Annotated in this window: 18 protein-coding genes; 7 read left to right on the top strand and 11 right to left on the bottom strand. The window is 63.7% G+C overall.

The features are described 5' to 3' along the window. Positions 1-146 precede the first annotated feature (146 nt). Entirely contained in the window at positions 147-1,058 is a 912-nt protein-coding gene (locus IT775_RS00005; protein ID WP_212699020.1) for a LysR family transcriptional regulator, read from the bottom strand. A gap of 90 nt (positions 1,059-1,148) precedes the next feature. Here IT775_RS00005 and IT775_RS00010 point away from each other — a divergent pair, with 90 nt between their 5' ends. From IT775_RS00010 to IT775_RS00035, 6 genes are all read left to right on the top strand, one after another. Further along, positions 1,149-3,290 (top strand): thiamine pyrophosphate-dependent enzyme, encoded by a 2,142-nt coding sequence (locus IT775_RS00010; RefSeq protein WP_212699021.1) that lies wholly within the window; start codon positions 1,149-1,151, stop codon positions 3,288-3,290. Then, positions 3,287-4,792 carry an indolepyruvate oxidoreductase subunit beta family protein gene (locus IT775_RS00015; RefSeq protein WP_212699022.1) on the top strand — a complete coding sequence of 502 codons (1,506 nt, stop codon included), beginning with the start codon at positions 3,287-3,289 and terminating at the stop codon, positions 4,790-4,792. The genes IT775_RS00010 and IT775_RS00015 overlap by 4 nt, the downstream gene beginning before the upstream one ends. Next, positions 4,785-5,219 carry an acyl-CoA thioesterase gene (locus IT775_RS00020; RefSeq protein ID WP_212699023.1) on the top strand — a complete coding sequence of 145 codons (435 nt, stop codon included), beginning with the start codon at positions 4,785-4,787 and terminating at the stop codon, positions 5,217-5,219. The genes IT775_RS00015 and IT775_RS00020 overlap by 8 nt, the downstream gene beginning before the upstream one ends. An 83-nt stretch (positions 5,220-5,302) precedes the next feature. Further along, positions 5,303-6,349 (top strand): TRAP transporter substrate-binding protein, encoded by a 1,047-nt coding sequence (locus IT775_RS00025; RefSeq protein ID WP_212699024.1) that lies wholly within the window; start codon positions 5,303-5,305, stop codon positions 6,347-6,349. 3 nt (positions 6,350-6,352) lie between these two features. Then, positions 6,353-6,859 carry a TRAP transporter small permease gene (locus IT775_RS00030; protein ID WP_212699025.1) on the top strand — a complete coding sequence of 169 codons (507 nt, stop codon included), beginning with the start codon at positions 6,353-6,355 and terminating at the stop codon, positions 6,857-6,859. Between the two features lie 16 nt (positions 6,860-6,875). Further along, positions 6,876-8,231 carry a TRAP transporter large permease gene (locus tag IT775_RS00035; RefSeq protein WP_212699026.1) on the top strand — a complete coding sequence of 452 codons (1,356 nt, stop codon included), beginning with the start codon at positions 6,876-6,878 and terminating at the stop codon, positions 8,229-8,231. A gap of 68 nt (positions 8,232-8,299) precedes the next feature. On the opposite strand, the gene IT775_RS00040 is transcribed toward IT775_RS00035, so the two are convergent. The 9 genes from IT775_RS00040 to IT775_RS00080 all read right to left on the bottom strand — a co-directional run bounded on the left by IT775_RS00040 (position 8,300) and on the right by IT775_RS00080 (position 18,876). After that, a complete protein-coding gene (locus IT775_RS00040; RefSeq protein WP_212699027.1) occupies positions 8,300-10,297 on the bottom strand; it encodes a sensor histidine kinase in 1,998 nt (665 codons plus the stop codon). Beyond that, positions 10,290-11,663: a sigma-54-dependent transcriptional regulator gene (locus IT775_RS00045; RefSeq protein ID WP_212699028.1), complete on the bottom strand. Its 1,374-nt coding sequence runs from the start codon at positions 11,661-11,663 to the stop codon at positions 10,290-10,292. Before IT775_RS00045 ends, IT775_RS00040 begins: the two co-directional genes overlap by 8 nt. 206 nt (positions 11,664-11,869) lie before the next feature. Next, the gene (locus IT775_RS00050) at positions 11,870-13,081 is read right to left on the bottom strand and encodes a formate dehydrogenase subunit gamma (RefSeq protein WP_212699029.1); all 1,212 of its coding nucleotides are present in this window, start codon (positions 13,079-13,081) and stop codon (positions 11,870-11,872) included. Between the two features lie 115 nt (positions 13,082-13,196). Next, complete coding sequence (gene fdh3B, locus IT775_RS00055; protein ID WP_212699030.1) at positions 13,197-13,790, bottom strand: formate dehydrogenase FDH3 subunit beta; 594 nt, start codon at positions 13,788-13,790, stop codon at positions 13,197-13,199. A gap of 12 nt (positions 13,791-13,802) precedes the next feature. Further along, positions 13,803-16,697: a formate dehydrogenase subunit alpha gene (locus tag IT775_RS00060; RefSeq protein ID WP_212699031.1), complete on the bottom strand. Its 2,895-nt coding sequence runs from the start codon at positions 16,695-16,697 to the stop codon at positions 13,803-13,805. An 82-nt stretch (positions 16,698-16,779) separates the two neighbouring features. After that, entirely contained in the window at positions 16,780-16,971 is a 192-nt protein-coding gene (locus tag IT775_RS00065; RefSeq protein WP_212699032.1) for a twin-arginine translocation pathway signal protein, read from the bottom strand. An 83-nt stretch (positions 16,972-17,054) separates the two neighbouring features. Next, positions 17,055-17,666: a TorD/DmsD family molecular chaperone gene (locus IT775_RS00070; protein ID WP_212699033.1), complete on the bottom strand. Its 612-nt coding sequence runs from the start codon at positions 17,664-17,666 to the stop codon at positions 17,055-17,057. Beyond that, the gene (locus tag IT775_RS00075; RefSeq protein ID WP_212699480.1) at positions 17,663-18,307 is read right to left on the bottom strand and encodes a DUF3306 domain-containing protein; all 645 of its coding nucleotides are present in this window, start codon (positions 18,305-18,307) and stop codon (positions 17,663-17,665) included. Before IT775_RS00075 ends, IT775_RS00070 begins: the two co-directional genes overlap by 4 nt. 5 nt (positions 18,308-18,312) lie before the next feature. Continuing rightward, positions 18,313-18,876 carry a DUF3305 domain-containing protein gene (locus IT775_RS00080; protein WP_212699034.1) on the bottom strand — a complete coding sequence of 188 codons (564 nt, stop codon included), beginning with the start codon at positions 18,874-18,876 and terminating at the stop codon, positions 18,313-18,315. A 344-nt stretch (positions 18,877-19,220) separates the two neighbouring features. Between IT775_RS00080 and IT775_RS00085 the strand changes: the two genes are divergently transcribed. Further along, a complete protein-coding gene (locus IT775_RS00085) occupies positions 19,221-21,176 on the top strand; it encodes a 4Fe-4S binding protein (protein ID WP_212699035.1) in 1,956 nt (651 codons plus the stop codon). Here the strand turns inward: IT775_RS00085 and IT775_RS00090 are convergent. Further along, positions 21,170-21,919 (bottom strand): c-type cytochrome, encoded by a 750-nt coding sequence (locus IT775_RS00090; RefSeq protein WP_212699036.1) that lies wholly within the window; start codon positions 21,917-21,919, stop codon positions 21,170-21,172. The genes IT775_RS00085 and IT775_RS00090 overlap by 7 nt on opposite strands. Between the last annotated feature and the right edge of the window lie 47 nt (positions 21,920-21,966).

Genomic DNA, 21,966 nt, shown 5'->3' on the forward strand with positions numbered 1-21,966 from the left:
CCTCGGCAGCGGCATGGATGCGCGCGACCATCGGCCGGTCGGTGAACAGGAATCCCAGATTGGCGGAAAACATTGGCACTGTCATGCGCTTGGCATAGCAAGGGATCGTGGGGTCGCGCCAGTCCCGTGTCGAAGCGGCGGCGGGATCATTCGGGCCGTCGAAGCGTGTCGATCGCGATTTGCTGCAGCCAGGTGCAGGCGGGGTCGCTTTCCGCCCGTTGGTGCCAGATCAGCTTGATACTCGCATTCTGGGCCGCGATGTCCACCGGAAGAAGCCGTGCCTGACCCGATGCCTGCAACTGTTCGCCATATTGGCTGGGCACGATCGCCACCAGCGGCTGCGCTTCCAGCAGGTGCGGCAAGGCGCCGAAATTGCCCAGTTGCAGCGCCACGTTTTCCGTCAGCCCGGTACGGGACAGGACATCGCCCAGATCGGTAGCATAGGTCGCCGCTGGCGCGGTCACCACCAAGCGTTCGGTGCGCAGGTCTTCCAGCGATTGCGGTTGCCCCGAAAAGGCCCGCCCGGCGATGGCGACATAGCGGTCCTGGAACAGCGGCAGCGCGCGCATTCGTGGATCGGTCGCGTCGATCATCCCGATGGCCAGTTCCACCCGGCCACGTTCCAGCGCCTCGGGCAGGTCCACCGCGGGTACGGGGACGTTGTGCAACCGGACATCTGGGGCCTCGGAAAACACCCGTTTTACAAGTTTCGGCAGGAACACGACTTCGCCCAGACCGGACAGGGACAGCCGGAAAATCCGCTTGCTATGGGCCGGATCGAACCGGGTCTGGTGACCCAAGGTGCCGAAAATCCCGTCCAGATGCCGGGTGATGTCGGGCAGAACGGTTTCGGCGAACGGAGTCGGAACCATGCCGTTTCCGGTGCGGATGAACAGCGGATCGCCGATGGCGTCGCGCAGCCGCGCCAGCGCGTTGGAGGCCGCGGGCTGGCTCAGCCCCAGCTGCGCGCCGGCCTGCGATACCGATCCGGTCTGCGCCAGCGCCACCAGCATTTTCAGCAGGTTAAGGTCGAGATGGGCTACGTTTATTTGATTCATGAATGACCACTATTTACATAATCAGTTTGACTTTAATTTACCCGGCAAGCAATTTGCCCGCAACGAATTTAGGGGGTTTCGGGACCGGGGATGGAAGTTTCATTTGCCAAGGAAATCGAGAAGCTGAAGCTGGGTGAGGGGGAGACCTTCCACGGCGAGGGCATTCTCGCGGTCACCAAGGCGTTGCTGCAATCGGGCGTGTCCTATGTCGGCGGCTATCAGGGGGCGCCGGTATCGCATCTGATCGACGTGATGGTGCAAGCCGCGCCGGAACTGGGCGATCTGGGCGTGCATGTCGAACCCTGCACCAACGAAGCCTCCGCCGCGGCCATGCTGGGCGCCTCGATCATGTACCCGGTGCGCGGCGCGGTGACGTGGAAATCCATCGTCGGGACCAACGTGGCGGCCGATGCCTTGTCGAACCTCGCGTCCCCCGGGGTGATGGGCGGCGCCCTGATCGTGATCGGCGAAGATTACGGCGAAGGCGCCTCAGTGATCCAGGAACGCAGCCACGCCTTTGCGATGAAATCCACGATGTGGCTGATGGACCCGCGCCCGAACCTGCCCAGCATCGTCAACTGTGTCGAACGGTCCTTCGAATTGTCCGAGGCGTCGAATACCCCGGTGATGATGGAACTACGCATCCGGGCCTGTCACGTGCAGGGCAGCTTCGAGACCAAGGACAACGTGAAACCCGCCATCTCGATGAACAGCCTGGCCGAAGCCGCGCCGCACGACTACGAACAGCTGGCGCATCCTCCGGTCACCTTCGGCCATGAACGCAAGAAGACCGGCGAGCGGATGGACGCCGCCCGCGCCTTCATCGCCGAGCACGGGCTGAACGAAGTTTTCGACGGCCCCCAGGGCGATGTCGGCCTGATCGTGCAGGGCGGGCTCTACAACGCGCTGATCCGGGCGCTGAGCGAACTGGGGCTGGCCGACGGGGCGGGCAATTGCGACCTGCCGATCATGGCGCTGAACGTGGTTTACCCGCTGGTGCCGGACGAAATCCTGTCCTTCGCCAAGGACAAGAAAGCGGTTCTGGTGCTGGAAGAGGGCCAGCCCGAATATATCGAGAATGAAATCGGCACCATCTTCCGCCGCGCTGGCTGTGATGTGACGCTGGCGGGCAAGGACATGCTGCCGATGGCGGGCGAATACACCTCCGAGGTGATCGGCACCGGCGTCGGCAAGTTCCTGCGCGAACACCTGCCCAAGATCGGCAACCGGCTGAGCGATGAAAGCTATGCGCAGGAAGTCGAGGCATTGCGCGAAGAGGCCAAGGCGCTGCTGGTGGAGCCTGTGCCGCCGCGTCCGCCGGGGTTCTGCACCGGCTGCCCGGAACGGCCGTTCTTCGCCGCGCTGAAGCTGACGCAGCAGGAAATTGGCCCGGTGCATTATTCCGCCGATATCGGCTGTCATGCCTTCGCCACCTTCGCGCCCTTCAATTTCGGCAACTCGATCCTCGGCTATGGGATGAGCCTTGCCTCCAACGCTTCGGTCGCGAGTTTCCAGCAGAAGCGGCCCATAGCGGTGATGGGCGATGGCGGATTCTGGCACAACGGGTTGCTGTCCGGGGTGACGTCAAGGCTGCTCAACGGCGGCGACGGCATCCTTGTCATCATGAAGAACGGCTACACCTCGGCCACCGGCACGCAGGAGGTGATTTCCTCGCCCGACAAGGCGCTGAAGCTGGAAGCGGCGGACAAAAGCGCCACCGATGGCGAAACCACGATCGAGGATGCGCTGAAGGGTGTCGGCGTCAAGTGGCTGCGCACGGTGCATACCTACAAGGTGGCGCAGATGCGCGATACGCTGCGCGAGGCATTCAAGACCCCGTTCAACGGGTTGAAGGTGATCGTCGCCGAGGGCGAATGCCAGCTGGAACGACAGCGCCGGGTCAAACCGATCCGTGCCAAGGCGCTGAAAGCGGGCGAAAGGGTGCAGCGGACCCGTTTCGGGGTCGATGAAGACACCTGTACCGGGGATCATTCCTGCATCCGGCTGTCGGGCTGTCCGACGCTGACGATCAAGACGTCCACCGATCCGCTGAAGACCGATCCGGTGGCACATGTGAACAACGGTTGCGTCGGCTGCGGGCTGTGTGGCGAGGTCGCCCATGCCGCCACGCTCTGCCCGTCCTTCTGGCGCGCGGATATCGTGACCAATCCCGGCTGGAGGGACCGCGCCCGCGCGGGCCTGCGCCGGATGCTGACGGGGGTACGGGTATGACGGACAAGGCACCATTCAGGATCCTGCTGGCCGCGCTTGGCGGCGAAGGCGGGGGCGTGCTGATGAACTGGATCGTCGAGGCCGCGCGCGCATCCGGTCACCGGGTGCAGGCGACCTCGGTCCCCGGTGTGGCGCAGCGCACCGGATCGACCAGCTATTACATCGAGATTGCCCGCAAGGAGGCACTCGACGCGGTGCTGAGCCTCGTTCCGATGCCCGGCCGCGTTGACGCGGTTGTGTGTTCCGAACTGGTCGAAGCGGCGCGGGTGATGGCGGCGGGCTTCGTGTCGCCGCGACTGACGACGCTGATTTCATCGACCGCGCGGTTCTATTCCACCGCCGAAAAGATCGCCATGGGCGACGGCCGCTATGACGAAGCCAACGTGCGCAAGGCGGCCGAAAAGATGGCGCGTGACAGCTATCTTCTCGACCTCGGGCAGCTGGCGACGGAAAACGGCACCTTCGTCAGCGCCACCATGTATGGAGCGCTGTGCGGGAGCGGCGTTCTGCCCTTCGACCTGGAACAGGCGCGTACGGTGCTGGGCGATGCCCGGTCACAGGCCGGTTTCGATGCGGCGGTCGCGGCAGTGCAGCGGATGAAGGACGGGGCAGCGCCGGAAGCCCCCGAAGCGGCAGAGTCCGACCCGGCACCGCGCCCCGATCTGTCCGATCTGCCCGACGGGTTGCGCACGGTCATCGGTCACGGTCTCGACCGACTGCGTGACTATCAGGACGACGCCTATGCCGAAACCTATCGCGCCCGGGCGAACCTGCTGATCGCGTCGGCGGACCTGTCCGATCACCGGGCGGTGCATGCCCTGACCGAGGCCTGCCGCCGGCTGGCGCTGTGGATGGCCTATGAGGACGTGGCGCGGGTGGCTGACCTCAAGACCCGGCCCGAACGGTTCGAACGCATCCGCGACGAGGTGCAGTTGCAGCCGGGCCAAACCCTGACCGTCACCGAATACCTGAAACCCCGCGCCGAGGAGATCGCCGATATCCTGCCCGTCCCGATCGGCAGGCGGATCATGGCCCGTGTCGCACGTGGCGGCGGAATTCCGTTTACCGGTCGTGGCATCCATGTGCGCTCGAACGGCGTGATCGGCTATCGGATGCTGCGGACAATGGCGGCGATGAAACACCTGCGCCGCCGGTCCTATCGCTTTGCCGAAGAACAGCGCGCGATCGAGGACTGGCTCATGTCGATGCAGGCCGCGCTGGCGCATTCGCCGGATTTCGCGATGGGGCTGGCTGAACTGCCCCGTGTGTTGAAGGGGTATTCCGACACGCTGCAACGGGGTAAGACCGCTTATGCGCGGATCATGCAGGATATCGTGCGCCCGGCCGTCGCGGCCGGAACCGAGGCGGATACCGCCCGCTGGCTGCGCGACGCCATCGGCGCGGCGCTTGCCGATGACAGCCATGCCAAACTGGAGGCGGTGTTGGCCGGTCAGCCCCCCGCGCCAGAAATTCCCAATCTGAAACGGGTCGAAAATGTCTGAAATGTTCACCAGCCGCCGTACCGTCACGATCGAATGGGGCGATTGCGATCCCGCCGATATCGTTTTCTACCCCAACTATTTCCGCTGGTTCGATGCTTCGACCGCGCATCATTTCAAGGCCGCGGGCCTGCCGAAACCAGAACTGATCCGGCAATACGGCGTGGTAGGCTTTCCCATGGTCGATACCCAGGCGAAATTCCACAAACCGTCGCGCCACGGTGACGAGGTGGTGATCGAAACCACGATCACCCGGTTCGGGGCGTCCAGTTTCGACGTCGAACATCGTCTGCTTCGCGATGATATCCTGTGCGTCGAGGGATTCGAAAAACGGGTTCTCGTGAAAAAGAGCGAAGATGGGCAGGGCATCACCTCCTGCCCGGTCCCCGAAAAGGTGAAAGCGCGGTTTTTCGTGTCTGATGCAAAATGACCGATGAAACGCGAGCAACTGCAAAGCAAGCGGGCGCACAGCGTCCGGCTTTCAAGATCGGATTTTCAAAAGGGAGGAAACCTATGACAATTACAAAGAAGACCAAGGCCTTCGCCTTTGGGCTAGCTGTCGCCGCGGCCAGCGCCACCAGCGCCTTCGCGGCCGAGTTCGAATTCAAGCTGCACCACTTCCTGAGCCCCAAGGCCCCGGCTCATACCAAGATGCTGGAACCCTGGGCGCAGCGGATCATGGAGGCCTCGGACGGGCGCATCGAGATCGAGATTTTCCCGTCGATGACGCTGGGCGGCAAGCCGCCGCAATTGCCGCGCCAGGTCCGCGATGGCGTGGTCGATATGGCCTGGATCGTCAACGCCTATGCCGCCGGTGCCTTCCCACGCACCGAGGTGTTCGAACTTCCCGGCGTCTTCCAGGGCGATATCGCCGCGGTGAACAAGGCGATGCTGGAAATGTACGACGATGAAATCAGTAAGGATTTCAAGGGACTGGTTGCGCTGTTCCAGCACATTCATGGCGGCCAGGGCATGCATATGGCCACCGACGAGGTGCGCTCACCCGCTGATCTGGAAGGCAAGAAGATCCGCATCCCGTCGCGCACCGGTGCCTGGGTGATCGAAGCGCTTGGCGCCAGCCCGGTACAGACCTCGGTCGGCGAGATTCCGGTTGCCCTGTCGAAGAGGGTGATCGACGGTGCGCTGATCCCGTGGGAAATCATCCCGCCGCTGAAAATCCACGAACAGACCAAGTACCAGATCGAAGGTCCGGGCGGCAAACGGCTGGGCACCACGTCGTTTTCGGTGATCATGAACGAAGACCGCTGGAACAGCCTGCCGGCCGATATCCAGCAGATTTTCGTCGATAATTCCGGGCCGGAGTGGCACGAGGAAATCGGCAAGGTCTGGGCAGATGCCGACGCCTTCGGGATCGGTATCGCCACCAAGTCGGGCAACGCGCATATCCAGCTTTCTGACGAGGAATGGGCCGAGTTCGAAGCGGCCGTCGCCCCGGTGGTGGATCGCTGGGTCGCGGAAATGGCCGAAAAGGGTATCGACGGGCAGGCGCTGTATGACCGGGCGTTTAAGCTGGTCAACGAAAACATGGCCGCCAACTGACCGATGTCGGCTGAAACCAAAACAGGGGCGGGGCCGCAGGGCCTCGCCACGCGCGTCATCACCGGCTGGGCGCTTGTCGGCGGGCTGGTTCTGGTCGGCGTGGTGCTGATCAACGCCTGGTCGATCCTTTCCGGGGCCTTGTTCAACAAACCTTTCGCCGGCGATTTCGAACTGACGGAAATGGGCGCGGCGATTGCCGTTTTCTGTTTCCTGCCCTATTGCCAGCTGACCGGGGCGAACGTGTCGGCGGATATCTTCACCATGCGCGCGAGCCCGCGTTCGGTGGCGCTGATGTCGCTGTTCGCCGGGCTGATCGCGTTGTTGTTCACGGCGATCCTGCTCTGGCGGATGAGCGCGGGGCTGGTCGACTACAGGGTATACGAAGAATTTACCGGCATCCTGCAAATCCCGATCTGGTGGGCCTTCCTGCCGATCCTAGTGTCGCTCGCGCTGCTGTTCTGTGCGGCGGTGATCGGATTCCTGCAGGCGCTGAAGCGCGTGGCGCGGTAATGGGAGAACACGACATATGGACAGTTTGACTACCGGGTTTGCCGGACTTGGCGTTCTGATCTTCCTGATCGCGATACGCCTGCCCATCGCCTATGCGATGATCGTCGTGGGCGGGGTCGGCATCACGCTTCTGAACGGGCCGGCGATCATGCTGTCGCAGCTCAAGGACCTCGCCTATGCGCAGTTCTCGGTCTACGACCTTTCGGTGGTGCCGCTGTTCGTGCTGATGGGGGCGATCGCGTCGCGTTCGGGGCTGAGCGCAGACCTGTTCCGCGCCGCCAATGCTTGGCTTGGCTGGATGCGCGGCGGCGTCGCGATGTCGGCGATCGCCGCCTGCGCCGGGTTCGGCGCGGTCTGCGGATCGTCGCTGGCCACCGCATCGACGATGGGCCGCGTGGCGCTGCCGGAACTGAAACGCTACAACTATTCCAACCGGCTTGGTACCGGTACCATCGCGGCGGGCGGCGTTCTGGGCATCCTGATCCCGCCCTCGGTGGTGCTGATCATCTATTCGATCATCGTCGAGGCCAATGTCGTCACCATGTTCATGGCAGCATTGATCCCGGGGCTGATCGCGGTTGCCTTCTTCATCCTGACCATCTTCCTCTACGTTCTGGTCGCGCCCGGCGCGGGGCCGAAAGGGCAGGCCGCCACGCGCGATGAATTCATCGCGTCGACGCTGAACATTCTGCCGGTGGGGGCGGTCTTTGTCGTGGTGATCGGCGGGCTGTACCTGGGGTTCTTCAACCCGACCCCGGCGGCGGCGGTCGGGGTCGTCATGGTCACCCTGATCGGGCTGCTGCGTCGCAAGCTCAGCTGGCTGGACGGGCGCGAGGCGCTGTTGGAAACGGCCAGGACCGCCGGGATGATCTATCTGATCCTGCTGGGCGCGGAGATGCTGAAGATCTTCATGGCGCGTGGCGGCGTTCCGCAGGCGATGGCCGAATGGATGGCCAATTCCGGGTTGGCCCCGATGACGACGCTGATGATCCTTCTGTTCGCGCTGATCCTTCTGGGGTGCCTGATGGACAGCCTGTCGATGATCCTGCTGGCGATCCCGTTCTTCTGGCCGGTACTGGTGGAAATCAACGGCGGCGACTGGGCCGGGGCCGATACCTCGCCCTTCGGGATGGGCACCGAGGACCTGAAGATCTGGTTTGGCATACTGGCTTTGATCGTGGTCGAACTAGGGCTGATCACGCCGCCGGTCGGGATGAATGTCTTCATCATCTCTGCGCAGGCCAAGGGCGTCGCGATGAGCGAAACCTTTCTCGGTGTGATGCCGTTTTTCATTGCCGAACTGGTGCGGGTCGCGGTGCTGATCGCTTTCCCGGCGCTGACGCTGTGGCTGCCCTCGATCCTCGCCGGCTAGGGCAAAAACGGCGGGATGACGATAACGGGCGCCGGGGGAAACTCCGGCGCCCTTGTTCGCCGGTTGGTTCAGGCGGACATGACGGGCAGGTGAATGGTGAAGGTGGCGCCCTCGCCGGGGCTGCTTTCCACCTCTATGTCACCACCGGCGCGATGGATCAGGTCGCGGGTGATCGACAGGCCCAGCCCGGTGCCGTCGCTGCGCTTGGTTGTGTAGAAAGGATCGAAGGCGCGCGCGCGTACTTCCTCGGTCATCCCTTGGCCGGTATCCTCGACGACCATCCGCAGCCTGTCGCGCCCGTCGCGTTCGACCCGGGCGGTTCGGATCGACAACCGGCCCCCGTCGGGCATTGCCTGAATCGCGTTGACAATCAGGTTGACCAGCACCTGCTGCAGCTCGGTTTCGTTCATCTGGACTTCGCAGTCGGCCTGCTGGTCGAGATCGATCTCGATGTTCGAACTGGTCAGGATATGCTGGACCAGCGGCAGGGAGGCACGCACCACCGCATCGGGGTCCAGTCCTTCGTCGCCCTGTTCGAATTCCTCGGGCCGGGTAAAGCGCAGCACCTTGGTCACCAGCACGCTGATCTTGTGAATCTGTTCCTGGATCAGCGACAGCTCCGTCTGCATCGGCGCCGCGTTCGGACCAAGGTCCTGGATCACGATATCCAGGTTGCCCTGGATGACGGCCAGCGGGTTGTTGATTTCATGCGCGACCCCGGCGGTGATTTCGCCCACCGCGGCCAGCTTTTCCGACAGGATCAGCTGCTTCGAGGTGACCTCCAGCCGCTTGTTCGCTTCCTGCAGGTCGCGTGTGCGTTCCGCGACCCGCGTTTCCAGTTCCTCGGCCCAGTCGCGTAAGCGTTGGTCGCGTTCCTGCACCTGGTCCAGAAGATCGTCCAGATGGGCGGCGAGACGGGAAATTTCATCGCTTTGCCGGGTGACGCCGGTCCGCGCGGCCAGATCGCCGCGTTCGACCTTGCTGATCACCCGGTTCATGTTTTCCAAGGGGCGGAAAATACCACGCGCAAAAGCCAGAAGGACCGGAACGCTGACCGCCATAATGACGAGGAACCCACCCCAGATCCACATCAGCGTGCGTCGCTCGGCGCGCTGGAACGGCTGTTCTAGGAAGCCGACGTACAGCATCCCGATGCGCTTGCCGAAACTGTCGATCACCGGCTCATAGGCCGAGATATACCAGTCGTTCACCACGAAGGCCCGGGCGGTCCATTTCAACCCCTCGCCCAGAACCCTGTCGCGTACTTCCTGCGAAACCCGTGTGCCAAGCGCGCGGGTGTCTTCGAACAGCCGCACATTGGTGCTGATCCGCACATCGTCCAGGAAAAGGGTCGCGGTGCCGAGGTTGCCGCCGGTCAGGCTTCCCTCGGGATAGACCAGCGCGTTCATTTCGTCGATGAAGCCGAGGTTGCGGTTCAGCAGCAAGCCACCGACCAGAGCCCCACCGGGCGCGGGGGCGGCGGTATGGACCATCATGCCGCGCGGTTCCTCGATGCGGTCGGATGGGGCCGCAGCCTTGGTCGGCACCAGCCGTAGACGGGCGCGTTGCACCAGGGTGGGGGACAGCGCCTGCAACTGGGTGGCGCTGAACACGTCGATTTCGGTGCCCGCACGCCCGTTCAGCGCGTCGCGCACCACGGGCCAGTCGCGTTGATCGGGAAGGGTGCGGTCGGCCTCGGCGAAGATCACGGTGCCGTCGGCGTCGATCGCGTACAGGAAATCCAGCCCCATGCGGATGCGTTCGCGTTCCAGGAGGGCGCGCAGTTCGTTCTTGTCGTTCGCCAGGTCGCGATAAGCGGCCGATTGCGCCAGCGCCGAAATCGCCGCCCCGCGCCGTTCCATCAACCCGGCCAGGTGCTGATGCGCCACGGTCAGTTCGCCCGACACCTTGGCGATCAGGACCTCATCGAACCGATTGGTCCAGTTGCGCGCCGCAGTCAGCAGCACCAACGGCAACAGGATCATGATCGGCAGCAGCGCAATCAGCAGCAGGCGCACCCGCACGGTGTTGCGCAGGGCGATCTGCCGGGGCTGCGGATCAGACATTCCACATCGCGCATTTACGGTCGATGGTCTTGCGCGACACGCCCAGCCGGCGCGCCGCCTCGGCCCGGTTGCCGCCGCAGGCTTCCAGCACCGACAGGATGTGGCGTCGTTCCATCGCGTGCAGGGATTCCACCGCTTCGACCTCGTCATCGCCGGGCAGGCCGGCGAATTCGCTGGGGAATTCGCCCAGGATCAGCGACCGTTCGATCAGGTTGCGCAATTCGCGCACATTACCCTGCCAGTCGTAGCGGGCCATGTTGTAGAGCACCTGTTCGGTCAAAGGCAGCGGCTCGACGCCCAGCTGGCGGGAGAACTTGCCCATGAACAGTTCGGCCAGTTCCTTGATATCGCCGACCCGGTCGCGCAGGGGGGGCATCTGCACCGTGATGATGTTGATCCGGTGATAAAGATCCTTGCGAAACCGGCCGTCTTCCATCGCCGCGTCCAGATCGGCGTTGGTGGCAAAGACGAACCGCAGGTTCAGCGGCACTTCGCGTTCCGCCCCGCCGGGACGGATGCGGCCATCCTCGATCACCCGCAGCAACGCGGCCTGTATCGGCAGCGGCAATTCCACCACCTCGTCCAGGAACAGCGTCCCGCCCGAGGCATGGACCAGCAACCCCTCTTCGCCCGGAACGCCGGGTTCGCCGAACAGGTCCGCCGACAGCTGTTCCGGCGAAATCGCGGCGCAGTTGATCGGTACGAAGGGTTTGTCGGCGCGTTCCGACATCGCATGCAGCGTGCGCGCGGCGATTTCCTTGCCGGTGCCGCTTTCGCCGGTGAACAGGACCGGGGTGGGCATCGGCGCGGCCTTTTCCAGCGTCTTGCGCACCGCCTCGATCCCTGGCGAATTGCCGATCAGCCGGCCCCGAGCGGCCAGGTTGTCGGCCCTGAGTTCGTATTTCAGCAGGAAATTTTCGCGCCGCAGGTAGCGTTCGACCATGCAGCGGTTGATCGCGTTCAGGATCTGGTTCGACCGGAACGGTTTCAGCACGAAATCCGACGCGCCGACCCGCATCGCCTGGATCGCGGTTTCCAGGTCGGCATAGGCGGTCATCAGGATCACCTCGGCGAAGAACCCGACGCGGCGCTGTTCCTCCAGCCAGTCGAGCCCGGACTGCCCCGGCATCACGTTGTCCAGCAACACGAGGTCGAAATGCTGCATGTCGAGCCGTTCCGAGGCCTCGACAGCACTGGCCGCGGTTTCGACCCGCTTGCAACGGGGTTCGAGCAACCGCACAAGATAATTGCGCATCCCCGGTTCGTCGTCGATCACAAGGATCGATACATGCCGAATGGCGCGGTCAATCTGCGACTGTTCCGCGGCGTCAGGCTTGGCGGTTGGTGTCTGGGCACCAATATTCATATTCTTATTCTGATCCCTTTTGCCTGCTCAGGTCAATCCAGTCGGACCGAAGGCCCCGATGTCACGTCCTGGATCGAAAACCCTGCCTGGCCGAGGGAATAATCCGCCGCCACGGCAATCGCGATGATCGCCAGAAAAGCGAGATACATGCTTTTCATCTTTCTTCCCCAAATTTCAAGGGAGGCATTGCGCCGCCCCCACACAGGTTATTCCGCCGGGTGCTCTGGACTGTGGGCCGTTTTACCGGTCACTTCTTCGTACCACAGCCCGTGATGTTCCTTCGCCCACTGTTCGTCGACCTGGCCGCTGCCCATCGCGTCGAAGGCGCCCTCCATCCCGACCGATCCGATGTAGATATGGCCCAGGATGACGGCGATGAACACGAACGCCACGATGGCGTGCCAGATCTGCGCCAGTTGCATTTCCTGATGCGGCATCAATTCGGTCGGAAGCGGTGCCATGCCCACAAGGCCGGGCAGGCCAAGCGCGTTGACCTTGTCGAAGGTGGCAGCGAACATCGGCAATTCGAACGGGAACAGCAGCGACAGGCCCGAGGCCGAGATCGACACCCCCAGCACCACAACGGCCCAGAAGATCAGCTTCTGACCGGCGTTGAACTTGCGCGCGGGCGGGTGGACGCCCTTGGAAAACAATCCGCCGGCCACCGCGATCCATTTCAGGTCGTGCCGGTTGGGAATGTTGTGGGCAACCCAGAACAGGATGACCATCACCAGCCCCAGCATGAAGGCCCAGGATACGTTGTTGTGCACCCATTTGCCGGCGATCGCGATGGGCGAATATGCCTCACGCCCGAGCAGTGGAATCAGCGCGAAACGCCCGAACAGCAGCGACAAGCCGGTGATCGCCAGCAGGATGAAGGACCCGGCCAGCAGCCAATGGGCAAAGCGTTCGATCGTGGAAAAGCGCAGGATGGTGGTTCCGGCCGGTGTCCCGTCGATGCGGATGCGGCCGCGGATCAGGAAGAACAGGACCAGCAGTCCGAACATCCCCAGCAGAAGGTACCCGCCATAGGTCATCAGCGGTCCTTCGCGGAAGGACAGCCAGGCCATGCCGCTGTCCTGTATCACGATATCGGCGGCAGGGACGCGCGACGACGACGTGATATCGGCGGATCCGTAGCGGTAGCTGCGCCAGAATTCGGAATCCGACACCCCGCCAAGGGTGCCCAGCTTGTCGGTCATCGGCGCGGCCGCCTCGGGATTGCCGGTGGCGTCGCGGCGGAAGCTGTCATCGATTTTCAGCCCCTCCTGCCGTTTCAGGATGTCCTCCAGCGTTTGCGCGCCGCCGGTGGCCGCGCGCGGATCGGTCGCGGTGTCTGCCAGCGCCATCGCTGCGGTCCCGATCGCTAGGATCACCACTGCCAGGAGGGCGAGGAATATATTTATGTGTCGTGCCATAACCGAACTGCCCCGTGGTTACAGAGGATTGGCCCGCGGGGAAATTCTCCGCGGGCCTGTTTGATCGCCGGGCAGGGCGCCGGGCTCCGGCGCCGCACCGCTGCGTGAGGTCGTATCAATTGGCCTTCTTCTCATAGGCCGTGCCCCAGCCCCAGGCGCCTGACCCGAAGCCGCGCGCCACCACGCGTTCGCGGTAGATCGCCGACACCACGTCGCCGTCACCGGCCAGAAGGGCCTTGGTCGAACACATCTCGGCGCAGATCGGCAGCTTGCCCTCGGCCAGGCGGTTGCGGCCGTACTTGGCGAATTCCGCGGTCGAATGGTCCTCTTCCGGGCCACCGGCGCAGAATGTGCACTTGTCCATCTTGCCGCGCGATCCGAAATTGCCCGCCTGCGGATACTGCGGCGCGCCGAACGGGCAGGCGTAGAAGCAGTAGCCGCAGCCGATGCACAGATCCTTGGAATGCAGCACCACACCATCTTCGGTCTGGTAGAAGCAATCGGTCGGACAGACGGCCATGCAGGGCGCGTCCGAGCAGTGCATGCAGGCGACCGAGATCGACCTTTCACCGGGTTTGCCATCGCCGATGGTCACCACCCGGCGGCGGTTGATGCCCCATGGGACTTCGTGTTCGTTCTTACAGGCGGTGACGCAGGCGTTGCACTCGATGCAGCGCTCGGCGTCGCAGAGAAATTTAGCTCGTGCCATATCCGTATCTCCTTAGGCTGCGCTGATCTTGCAAAGGGTGGCTTTGGTTTCCTGCATCTGGGTCACCGAGTCATACCCGTAGGTCTGCGCGGTGTTGGTCGATTCTCCGAGAACGTAAGGATCGGCCCCTTCGGGGTACTTGTCCCGCTGGTCCTGGCCCTGGAAATGCCCGCCGAAGTGGAACGGCATGAAGGCAACCCCGGCACCGACCCGCTCGGTGACCATGGCCATGACCTTGACCTTGCCGCCCTCGGGGCCTTCGACCCAGACCTGCGACCCGTCACGGACGCCCAGGTTGTTGGCGTCGCGCGGGTTGATTTCGACGAACATGTCCTGCTGCAGCTCGGCCAGCCACGGGTTGGACCGGGATTCGTCGCCGCCGCCTTCGTATTCTACCAGACGCCCCGAGGTCAGGATGATCGGGTAGTCCTGGCTGAAGTCCTGCTTCTGGATCGATGCGTAAAGCGTCGGCAGACGGTAGAACTTGCGGTCCTCATAGGTCGGGTAGTCCGCCACCAGATCGCGCCGCGGGGTATAGAGCGGTTCGCGATGCAGCGGCACCGGATCAGGGAAAGTCCACACCACCGCGCGGGCCTTGGCATTGCCGAAGGGCGCGCATTCGTGCTTGATCGCGACCCGCTGGATACCGCCAGACAGGTCGGTTTTCCAGTTGGTCTTGGGGCCGGCCACGGCCTCGATCGCGGCGCGTTCCTCGTCGGTCAGGTCGCCGTCCCAGCCCAGATCCATCAGCATCTGCATGGTGAATTCGGGATAGCCGTCCTTGATGTCGGACCCTTGCGAATAAACCCCTTCGGCCAGCAGGTTTTCGCCGTTCCTTTCCACCCCGAAACGGGCGCGGAAGGTCAGGCCGCCCTTGGAAACCGGCTTCGACATGTCATAGAGGTTCGGGGTGCCCGGATGCTTCATCTCGGCGGTGCCCCAGCACGGCCACGGCATGCCGTAGTAATCCCCGTCGGCGGGGCCGCCCACGGCCTGCAGCGTCGTCTTGTCGAAGGTGTGCTGATTGGCCATGTGCAGCTTCAGTCGCTCCGGCGACTGGCCGGTATAGCCGATCGTCCACATGCCCGAGTTGAATTCCCGGGTGACGCTTTCGATGTTCGGGGTTTCGGCGTCTTCCATTTCGATATTGCGGAAGAACCGGTCGGCCCAGCCGAACTTGTTGGCGAACTTGGCCATGATGACGTGATCGGGCAGGGCTTCGAACAGCGGATCGAAGATCTTGTCGCGCCACTGGATCGACCGGTTCGACGCGGTGACGGAACCGCGGGTTTCGAACTGGGTCGCGGCCGGCAGCAGGTACACGCCGTCGGTGCGGTCATGCAGCACCGCCGACACGGTCGGGTAGGGGTCCACCACCACCAGCATGTCCAGCTTTTCCATCGCCGTCTTCATTTCCGTCATCCGGGTCTGCGAATTGGGCGCATGCCCCCACAGAACCATGGCGCGGACATTGTCGGGCTGGTCAATGTTTTCCTTGTCTTCAAGGACCCCGTCGATCCAGCGCGACACCGGGATGCCGGTGCGGTTCATCAGGTTGACGTCCTTGCCGTCGGCGTCCTTCTCGGTGTGGAACTGGCCCTTCAGCCAATCCATGTCCTCGCCCCAGACGCGGCCCCAATGGGCCCAGGCACCGCCCGACAGGCCGTAGTAACCAGGCAGGGTGTGCGACAGAACGCCAAGGTCGGTCGCGCCCTGCACGTTGTCATGGCCGCGGAAGATGTTGGTGCCGCCGCCGGTGGTGCCCATGTTGCCAAGGGCCAGCTGCAGGATGCAGTAGGCGCGGGTGTTGTTGTTGCCGTTGGTGTGCTGGGTGCCGCCCATGCACCAGATCACGGTGCCGGGACGGTTGTTGGCCAGGGTGCGCGCGACGCGCTCAAGCTGGCTGCCGGGAACACCGGTGACGCGCTCGACCTCTTCGGGCGTCCACTTGTTCACCTCGTCCTTGATTTCATCCATGCCCCAGACCCGGGTGCGGATGAATTCCTTGTCTTCCCAGCTGTTTTCGAAGATGTGCCACAGGATGCCCCAGACCAGAGCGACGTCGGTGCCGGGACGGAAGCGCACGTATTCGTCGGCATGCGCCGCGGTGCGGGTGAAACGCGGGTCGCAGACGATGACCGGCGCGTTGTTTTCTTCCTTGGCCTTCAGGATGTGCATCAGCGACACCGGGTGCGCTTCTGCCGGGTTGCCGCCGATCACGAAAATGGCGCGGCTGTTATGGATGTCGTTGTAGCTGTTGGTCATGGCGCCGTAGCCCCATGTGTTCGCCACGCCCGCCACCGTGGTCGAGTGGCAGATCCGCGCCTGGTGGTCGACGTTGTTGGTGCCCCAGTAGGCGGCAAACTTGCGGAACAGGTAGGCCTGTTCGTTATTGTGCTTGGCCGAACCCAGCCAGTAAACGCTGTCCGGGCCGCTTTCGTCGCGGATCGACAGCATCTTGTCGCCGATTTCGTTGATCGCCTGGTCCCAGCTGATCCGCTTCCATTCGCCACCCTCTTTCTTCATCGGGTATTTCAGGCGGCGTTCGCCATGGGCGTGTTCACGGACCGCGGCGCCCTTGGCGCAATGGCTGCCCAGGTTGAACGGGCTGTCGTAGCCGGGTTCCTGGCCGACCCAGACGCCGTTATCCACCTCGGCGATGACCGTGCAGCCAACCGAACAGTGGGTGCAGACCGATTTGATGGTCTCCATCGACTTGGCCATGGTTTCCTGCGCAGAAGCGCGGGTCACGGTCCCGCCGGTCAGGCCAATTGCGGTTAATCCGCCGACGGCCAGACCCGAACCCCGAAGAAACGAACGACGGTCAACCGTCTTTTCGGCCACTGCTGACAACAGTGGCGCCCGGTTCGCATCGCGTGTGACGCTGCTGGTCTTTTTCCTGAGCATCCTCATCTCCCTAGCTGTTCCGGTTATCCCCGGAAAACGTGCGTGGTAAGCGGCCCGGCCACCCGGCCGGTGCCTGATCCGTTCAGAACCGAGCGGACTGGTAATAAGCGCGGGTGTTCGCGGTGTCCTGCAAACCCGACGTCTTGGGGTCTGCCACCGCCGCCTCGGCGGTGCCGCCGGTGGCCACAAGGGCCGCGGCGGCCGGGGCAGTGGTGGTCGCGATCTTCAGAAAGTCGCGCCGGCTCGGGGCCTTTTTCTTGTCGCTCTCTTTCATTTCATTTCTCCTCGAAACTTGTATCCCGTCATGGTTCTGCCGCTGGCCCAAGTTTTTGTTCTCCGGGGCCAGCGCGCGCTGTCTCAGCTTCCGCTCAGGCGGAAGGCTTCCTTTTCGATGCCGATGAAGACCCGGCCGATGGTGCCGACCGGGGCGTAAAGGACGGATCCTTTCGCGCCTTCCAGATCGGCGAAGAAATGCGCCGCCCAGGGCGCGATATGGGTGTTGAAGAACGCCTTCTGGTCTTCCAGCGAGGCCGGATCGCCGAACCGGCCCAGGATCAGGCCCGCCATCATTTCGCACAGGCTGGCGATGTTGTCCTCGGGCTCATAGACATTGGGCGCGCGGCTGATCGACCGCCGCGCCATGTCCTTGCGCAAGACGGCGAGGGGCTTTTCGTTCAGGAACCCGGTCATGTAGAAACTGGCATAGGGCAGCAATTCGCCGCGCCCGACGCCAATGAACAGGTTGGCGAATTCGCGTTCCGCCGCGGCTTCCGACGTCGCGCTGGCCAGCTTGGCCAGCACCTGAAAGGCCTTGCCAAGTTCGGTGTCGTCACCTTGCAGCTTGCCGTAATGGGACAGCATCGGCCGCGTCGGCGGCGCCGCAAGAAGCGCGGCAAGGAAATCGTAAAGCTCGGCCCGCAGCTTGTCCTCTTCGTGGATCGCGGGGTTGGCCTGAACGGCTTGGGTCATGTTAGGTCGTCCTCGCTTGCAAAGGTGAAACGCATGTGGCGGCGCGGGGCCGGTCTGTCTTCGGCGGGCGCGGTGTCGTCGGCGTCGGACATGTCCTCCACCGGAACGTCCATTTCCGGCGCGGCCCGCAGGCCGGGGGTGGCGTCTGCCTCTACCTGTTCCGCCTGTTCCGCTGCCGCCGTTTCGATCGCTTCGGTGGGCGCATCGGCCTCTTCGGCGGCCTCGCTTGCCAATTGACGCACATGTTCGAACATGCCGCGCCCGACCTGGTAGGCGGTGCGCAGATCCGGCACCACCGTCGCGGCATCGGTGAAATCGTCGCTGTAATCGGTCAGCCCGTCGAGATTGGCCAGAACCGGGTTCGAGGACCAGAGCCGGCGCAGCGCCCGGCGGCGCAACCGTTCCGGCACCGCCTTGGCCATGAAGGCGGAAAAATCGTCGCCCGGCTGCATCTGATCGGGATCGGTCAGCCCGAGGCTTTCCAGAATCTCGGCATCGCTTTTCTGTTCCAGTTCCGCCGCGCGGGCGGCTTCGGCCTCGGCTTCAAGCCGGAGAGCTTTTTCCTGCGCGGCGCGCTGTTCCGCCTCCGCCTCGGCCTTGATGCCGGACAGGCGGCGCGACCAGAAACCTTCTTCGTTCACCTGGGTCAATGCACATCCCCCCGGATCGGGCGCGGCGCGCGGTAGACATCGGACAGCTGGCGGATGCGGGCATCGCCCTTGCCATCCTCGACAAGATCGACCCGCTTGCGGTCGCGCTTGCGCTTGGCGAATTCTTCCTCGACATGGTGGGCCTGCACGAAATCGCGGACGAACGAAATCAGCGGCAACGGCATCGGCACCCGTTCGACCAAGCCTTCGCCGCTTTCGGCATAGCCTTGGCCTTCGAAGGCAGAGGCGGTCAGCAATTCGGGCTTCCACGGCAGTTTGGCATCGGCCGAGTCATCCTCGGACAGCACCACGTAGAGGCAGGGCGTTTTCGAGGCCAGCGAAACGACATAGCCCTGCGTGTCGCTGGAAAACAGTTCCAGGGTCATCGTCGCGGCATGGAATTCCACCGCGTCGCCCTCGCGGCGCAATTCGCGCCAATCGGCGGGGCCGGCGCCGGGCAGAAGGGCCGACACCCGCCACGACCATGCCGCCCAGCGGGTGACGCCGGGGGTTCTGCGGACGATGATGCCGACCGGTATCGTGTCGCGGATGACCGCCATGTCAGATTTCAAGCTCCCTCATGGTGTACGATTGCACACCCTCCGATAACTAGCTTGCAGGCCGAATCCGGGCCGTCCACGTCAATTTTCGGGAAAGTCGAAGAAACCCCGGATTGCTGCGACGCGGCAGACAATTTGTCCACAATGGGTCACGGGTCGGCAGGGGGCTTGGGACGAATTGTCCAGATCGCAATAAACCCCCTTTTTTAGTCGGAATTAATCTTAACGGTTTTTGCGCGAATCACCTGATTTGGCCTTTACCCCTCCGGCCTTTTCATGCCTAGCATCACGCCGCGAGGGCGGGCATCCGCCGCCCCTCGCAATCTGGGCTCTGGGAGGGAAACGTGGCTAAGCGATTGATATTATGCAACTGTTCGGGGTCTCAGTCGATAGAGCCGAAGGTCTTCGAAGGGCGTGAAAACCTGCGCTGTTCGCGCGTCCATTCGGAACTCTGCGGCCGTGAATTGGACATCGCCGCGAAAGAGATTTCCAGCGGTGAGGCGATCATTGCCTGCCAGCAGGAGGCCCAGAAGTTCCGCGAACTGGCCGAGGAACTGTCGGTCGCGCCGCCCGAATTCGTCGATATCCGCGACCGGGCAGGATGGACGGAAAGTCCCGAACCCGGCCCCAAGATGGCGGCCTTGGTGGCCGAGGCGCAGGTCGCCCAGCCTCCGGTGAAAACGTTCGACATCTCCTCGGAAGGCCAGTGCCTGATCTTAGGCAGATCAGATGTCGCCATCGCCGCCGCCGAGCGGCTGAGCGAGGCGCTGGCGGTCACTCTGCTGCTCGATCCGGGCGAGGAACTGCCGCTGGACCGCCGTTTCGAAACGCTTCGCGGACGGCTTAAGACCGTCACCGGCGCGTTCGGGCAATTCGACGTGGCGCTGGACGCGGTGGAATTGCTCAACCCGGCGGGGCGCGGCGGATTTGCCACCACGGCGCCGCGGGACGCTGCGAAAACCCGCTGCGACATCATCTTGGACCTGTCCGGCAACGCGCCGCTGTTCCCGGCGCCGGAAAAACGCGACGGGTATTTGCGCGCCGATCCCGGCAGCCAGAAGGCGGTGGCCGATGCCGTGTTCGAGGCCGCGCAGCTGATCGGCACGTTCGAGAAGACCCTGTTCTTGACGCTGGAACAGCACTTGTGCGCCCATTCCCGCGCCGGCCAGACGGGGTGCAGCAATTGCCTCGATATCTGCCCGACCGGGGCGATCCTGCCCGCCGGCGATCACGTCGATATCGACCCGCTGGTCTGCGCCGGCTGCGGCGCCTGTTCCTCGCTCTGTCCCTCCGGCGCGATCAAGTACGATGCGCCGCCGGTTGCCACGGTGAACACGCGGGTTCGGACATTGGCTGAAACCTTCCTGAAAGCGGGCGGCGAAAACCCGGTACTTCTGGTCCATGACGACAGCCACGGTGCCGAGATGATCGCGCTGTCGGCCCGCTTCGGACGCGGATTGCCCGGCAACGTCTTGCCGCTGTCTGTGGGCGCGCTGACCGGGTTCGGCCATGCCGAAATGCTGGCGGCGCTGGCCTCTGGCTTCTGCGCGGTACATATTCTTGCCGCGCCCCGGACCGAACGCGACCCGATCCGCCGCGAAATCGCGCTGGCGCAGGCGATGGGCGGCGCGACCCGTCTGTTCCTGCTGGACGTTGATACGCCCGACGCGATGTCGGACGCGCTTTACGATGCCGAAACCACGCCGCAGCAGGTCGAACCGGTGCTTCTGATGGGCGACCGGCGACAGGTCGCGCGGATGGCGGCGAAATCTCTGCTGGGGCCGCAGGACGCGCCGGTGCCGTTGCCCGAAAACGCGCCTTACGGTGCGGTTCTGGTCTACACGGATGCCTGTACGCTGTGCCTGTCCTGCGTGTCGCTGTGCCCCTCTGGCGCATTGGTGGACAATCCCGACAAGCCCGAGCTGCGGTTCCAGGAAGACGCCTGTTTGCAATGCGGGTTGTGCGCCAATATCTGCCCGGAAAAGGCGATTTCGCTGCAACCGCGCTTCGATCCGTCCGACGATGTGATGAAGTTGCAAACGCTGAACGAGGAAGAACCGTTCTGCTGCATCGAATGCGGCGCGCCCTTCGGGGTGAAGTCGACGGTCGAAAAGATCGTCGAGAAACTGGCCGGCAAACACAGCATGTTCGCCGACAGCGATACCGGGCGGCTGATCCAGATGTGCGACGATTGCCGGGTGAAGGCGCAGTATCACAGTACCGACAACCCCTTCGCCTCGGCCGACCGGCCGAAGGTGCGCACCACCGACGACTACTTCAGCAAGCGCCGCGATCACTGATGCCGGATCTCTTCGCCCAGATCGGCAGGCGTGACTGTCGACACATAGGCCAGAAGCGCGTCCACTTCTTCGGGCGTCACCACGACCGGGGTGATCGTGGGCGGGCGGCCCGGATCGAATTCGGGGCTGACGCCTTCTACCCGCAGGAAAGACGGGTGCGGATTCAGCGCGAAGAAGGCCGTGAAGCGTTCGTGCCAGTCGGGCAGGGCGCGCAGGGCCATGAAGGACGGGGTCGATCCGATCGTGCTGCGGTCCTCGGGCGACACCCGGTGGCAGCGGGTGCAATGGCGGCCCGCCACCGCGGCGCCAAGCGCGACGTCGCCTTCGAAAACCACCTCTTCGACCGCGCCCTTGACCGTGACCGGTGCGAAACGCGGCCCGGTTTCCGGCGTGAAATCAAGGAGCGTCGCCTGACCGACATCCGACAGCAACCAGTCGTAAAACCGCTTTGCGGCGGAGTTGTCGCTATCCAGCCGGGCCGAAAACACGCGTGGTCCGCGCGCCACGACGGGGGTGCCGTCCGGCAGCACCGCGAATACCATGTCGGCCTGATCCGTCACCAGTTCCACCCGCCGCCCGGTCTTCAGCGTGAACCGCGGCAGGACGAAGCGCATGAGACCGCTGCGTTCCAGTTCGGGATCGGCGCGCAGACGGAATTGCCTTTCCTCTTCGGTCGCGCCGGCGCTGCCCAGGCAAAGAAAAACCAGGACCGCGAAAAGGTGTTTTGCAAGTTTCACAGGCATGGCGCTACGCTAGGAAGTGTCATGCCGACAGGTCAACGCGAAAAGAA

It is taken from the genome of Thalassovita aquimarina (assembly GCF_018219815.1).
Taxonomy (GTDB): domain Bacteria; phylum Pseudomonadota; class Alphaproteobacteria; order Rhodobacterales; family Rhodobacteraceae; genus Thalassobius; species Thalassobius aquimarinus.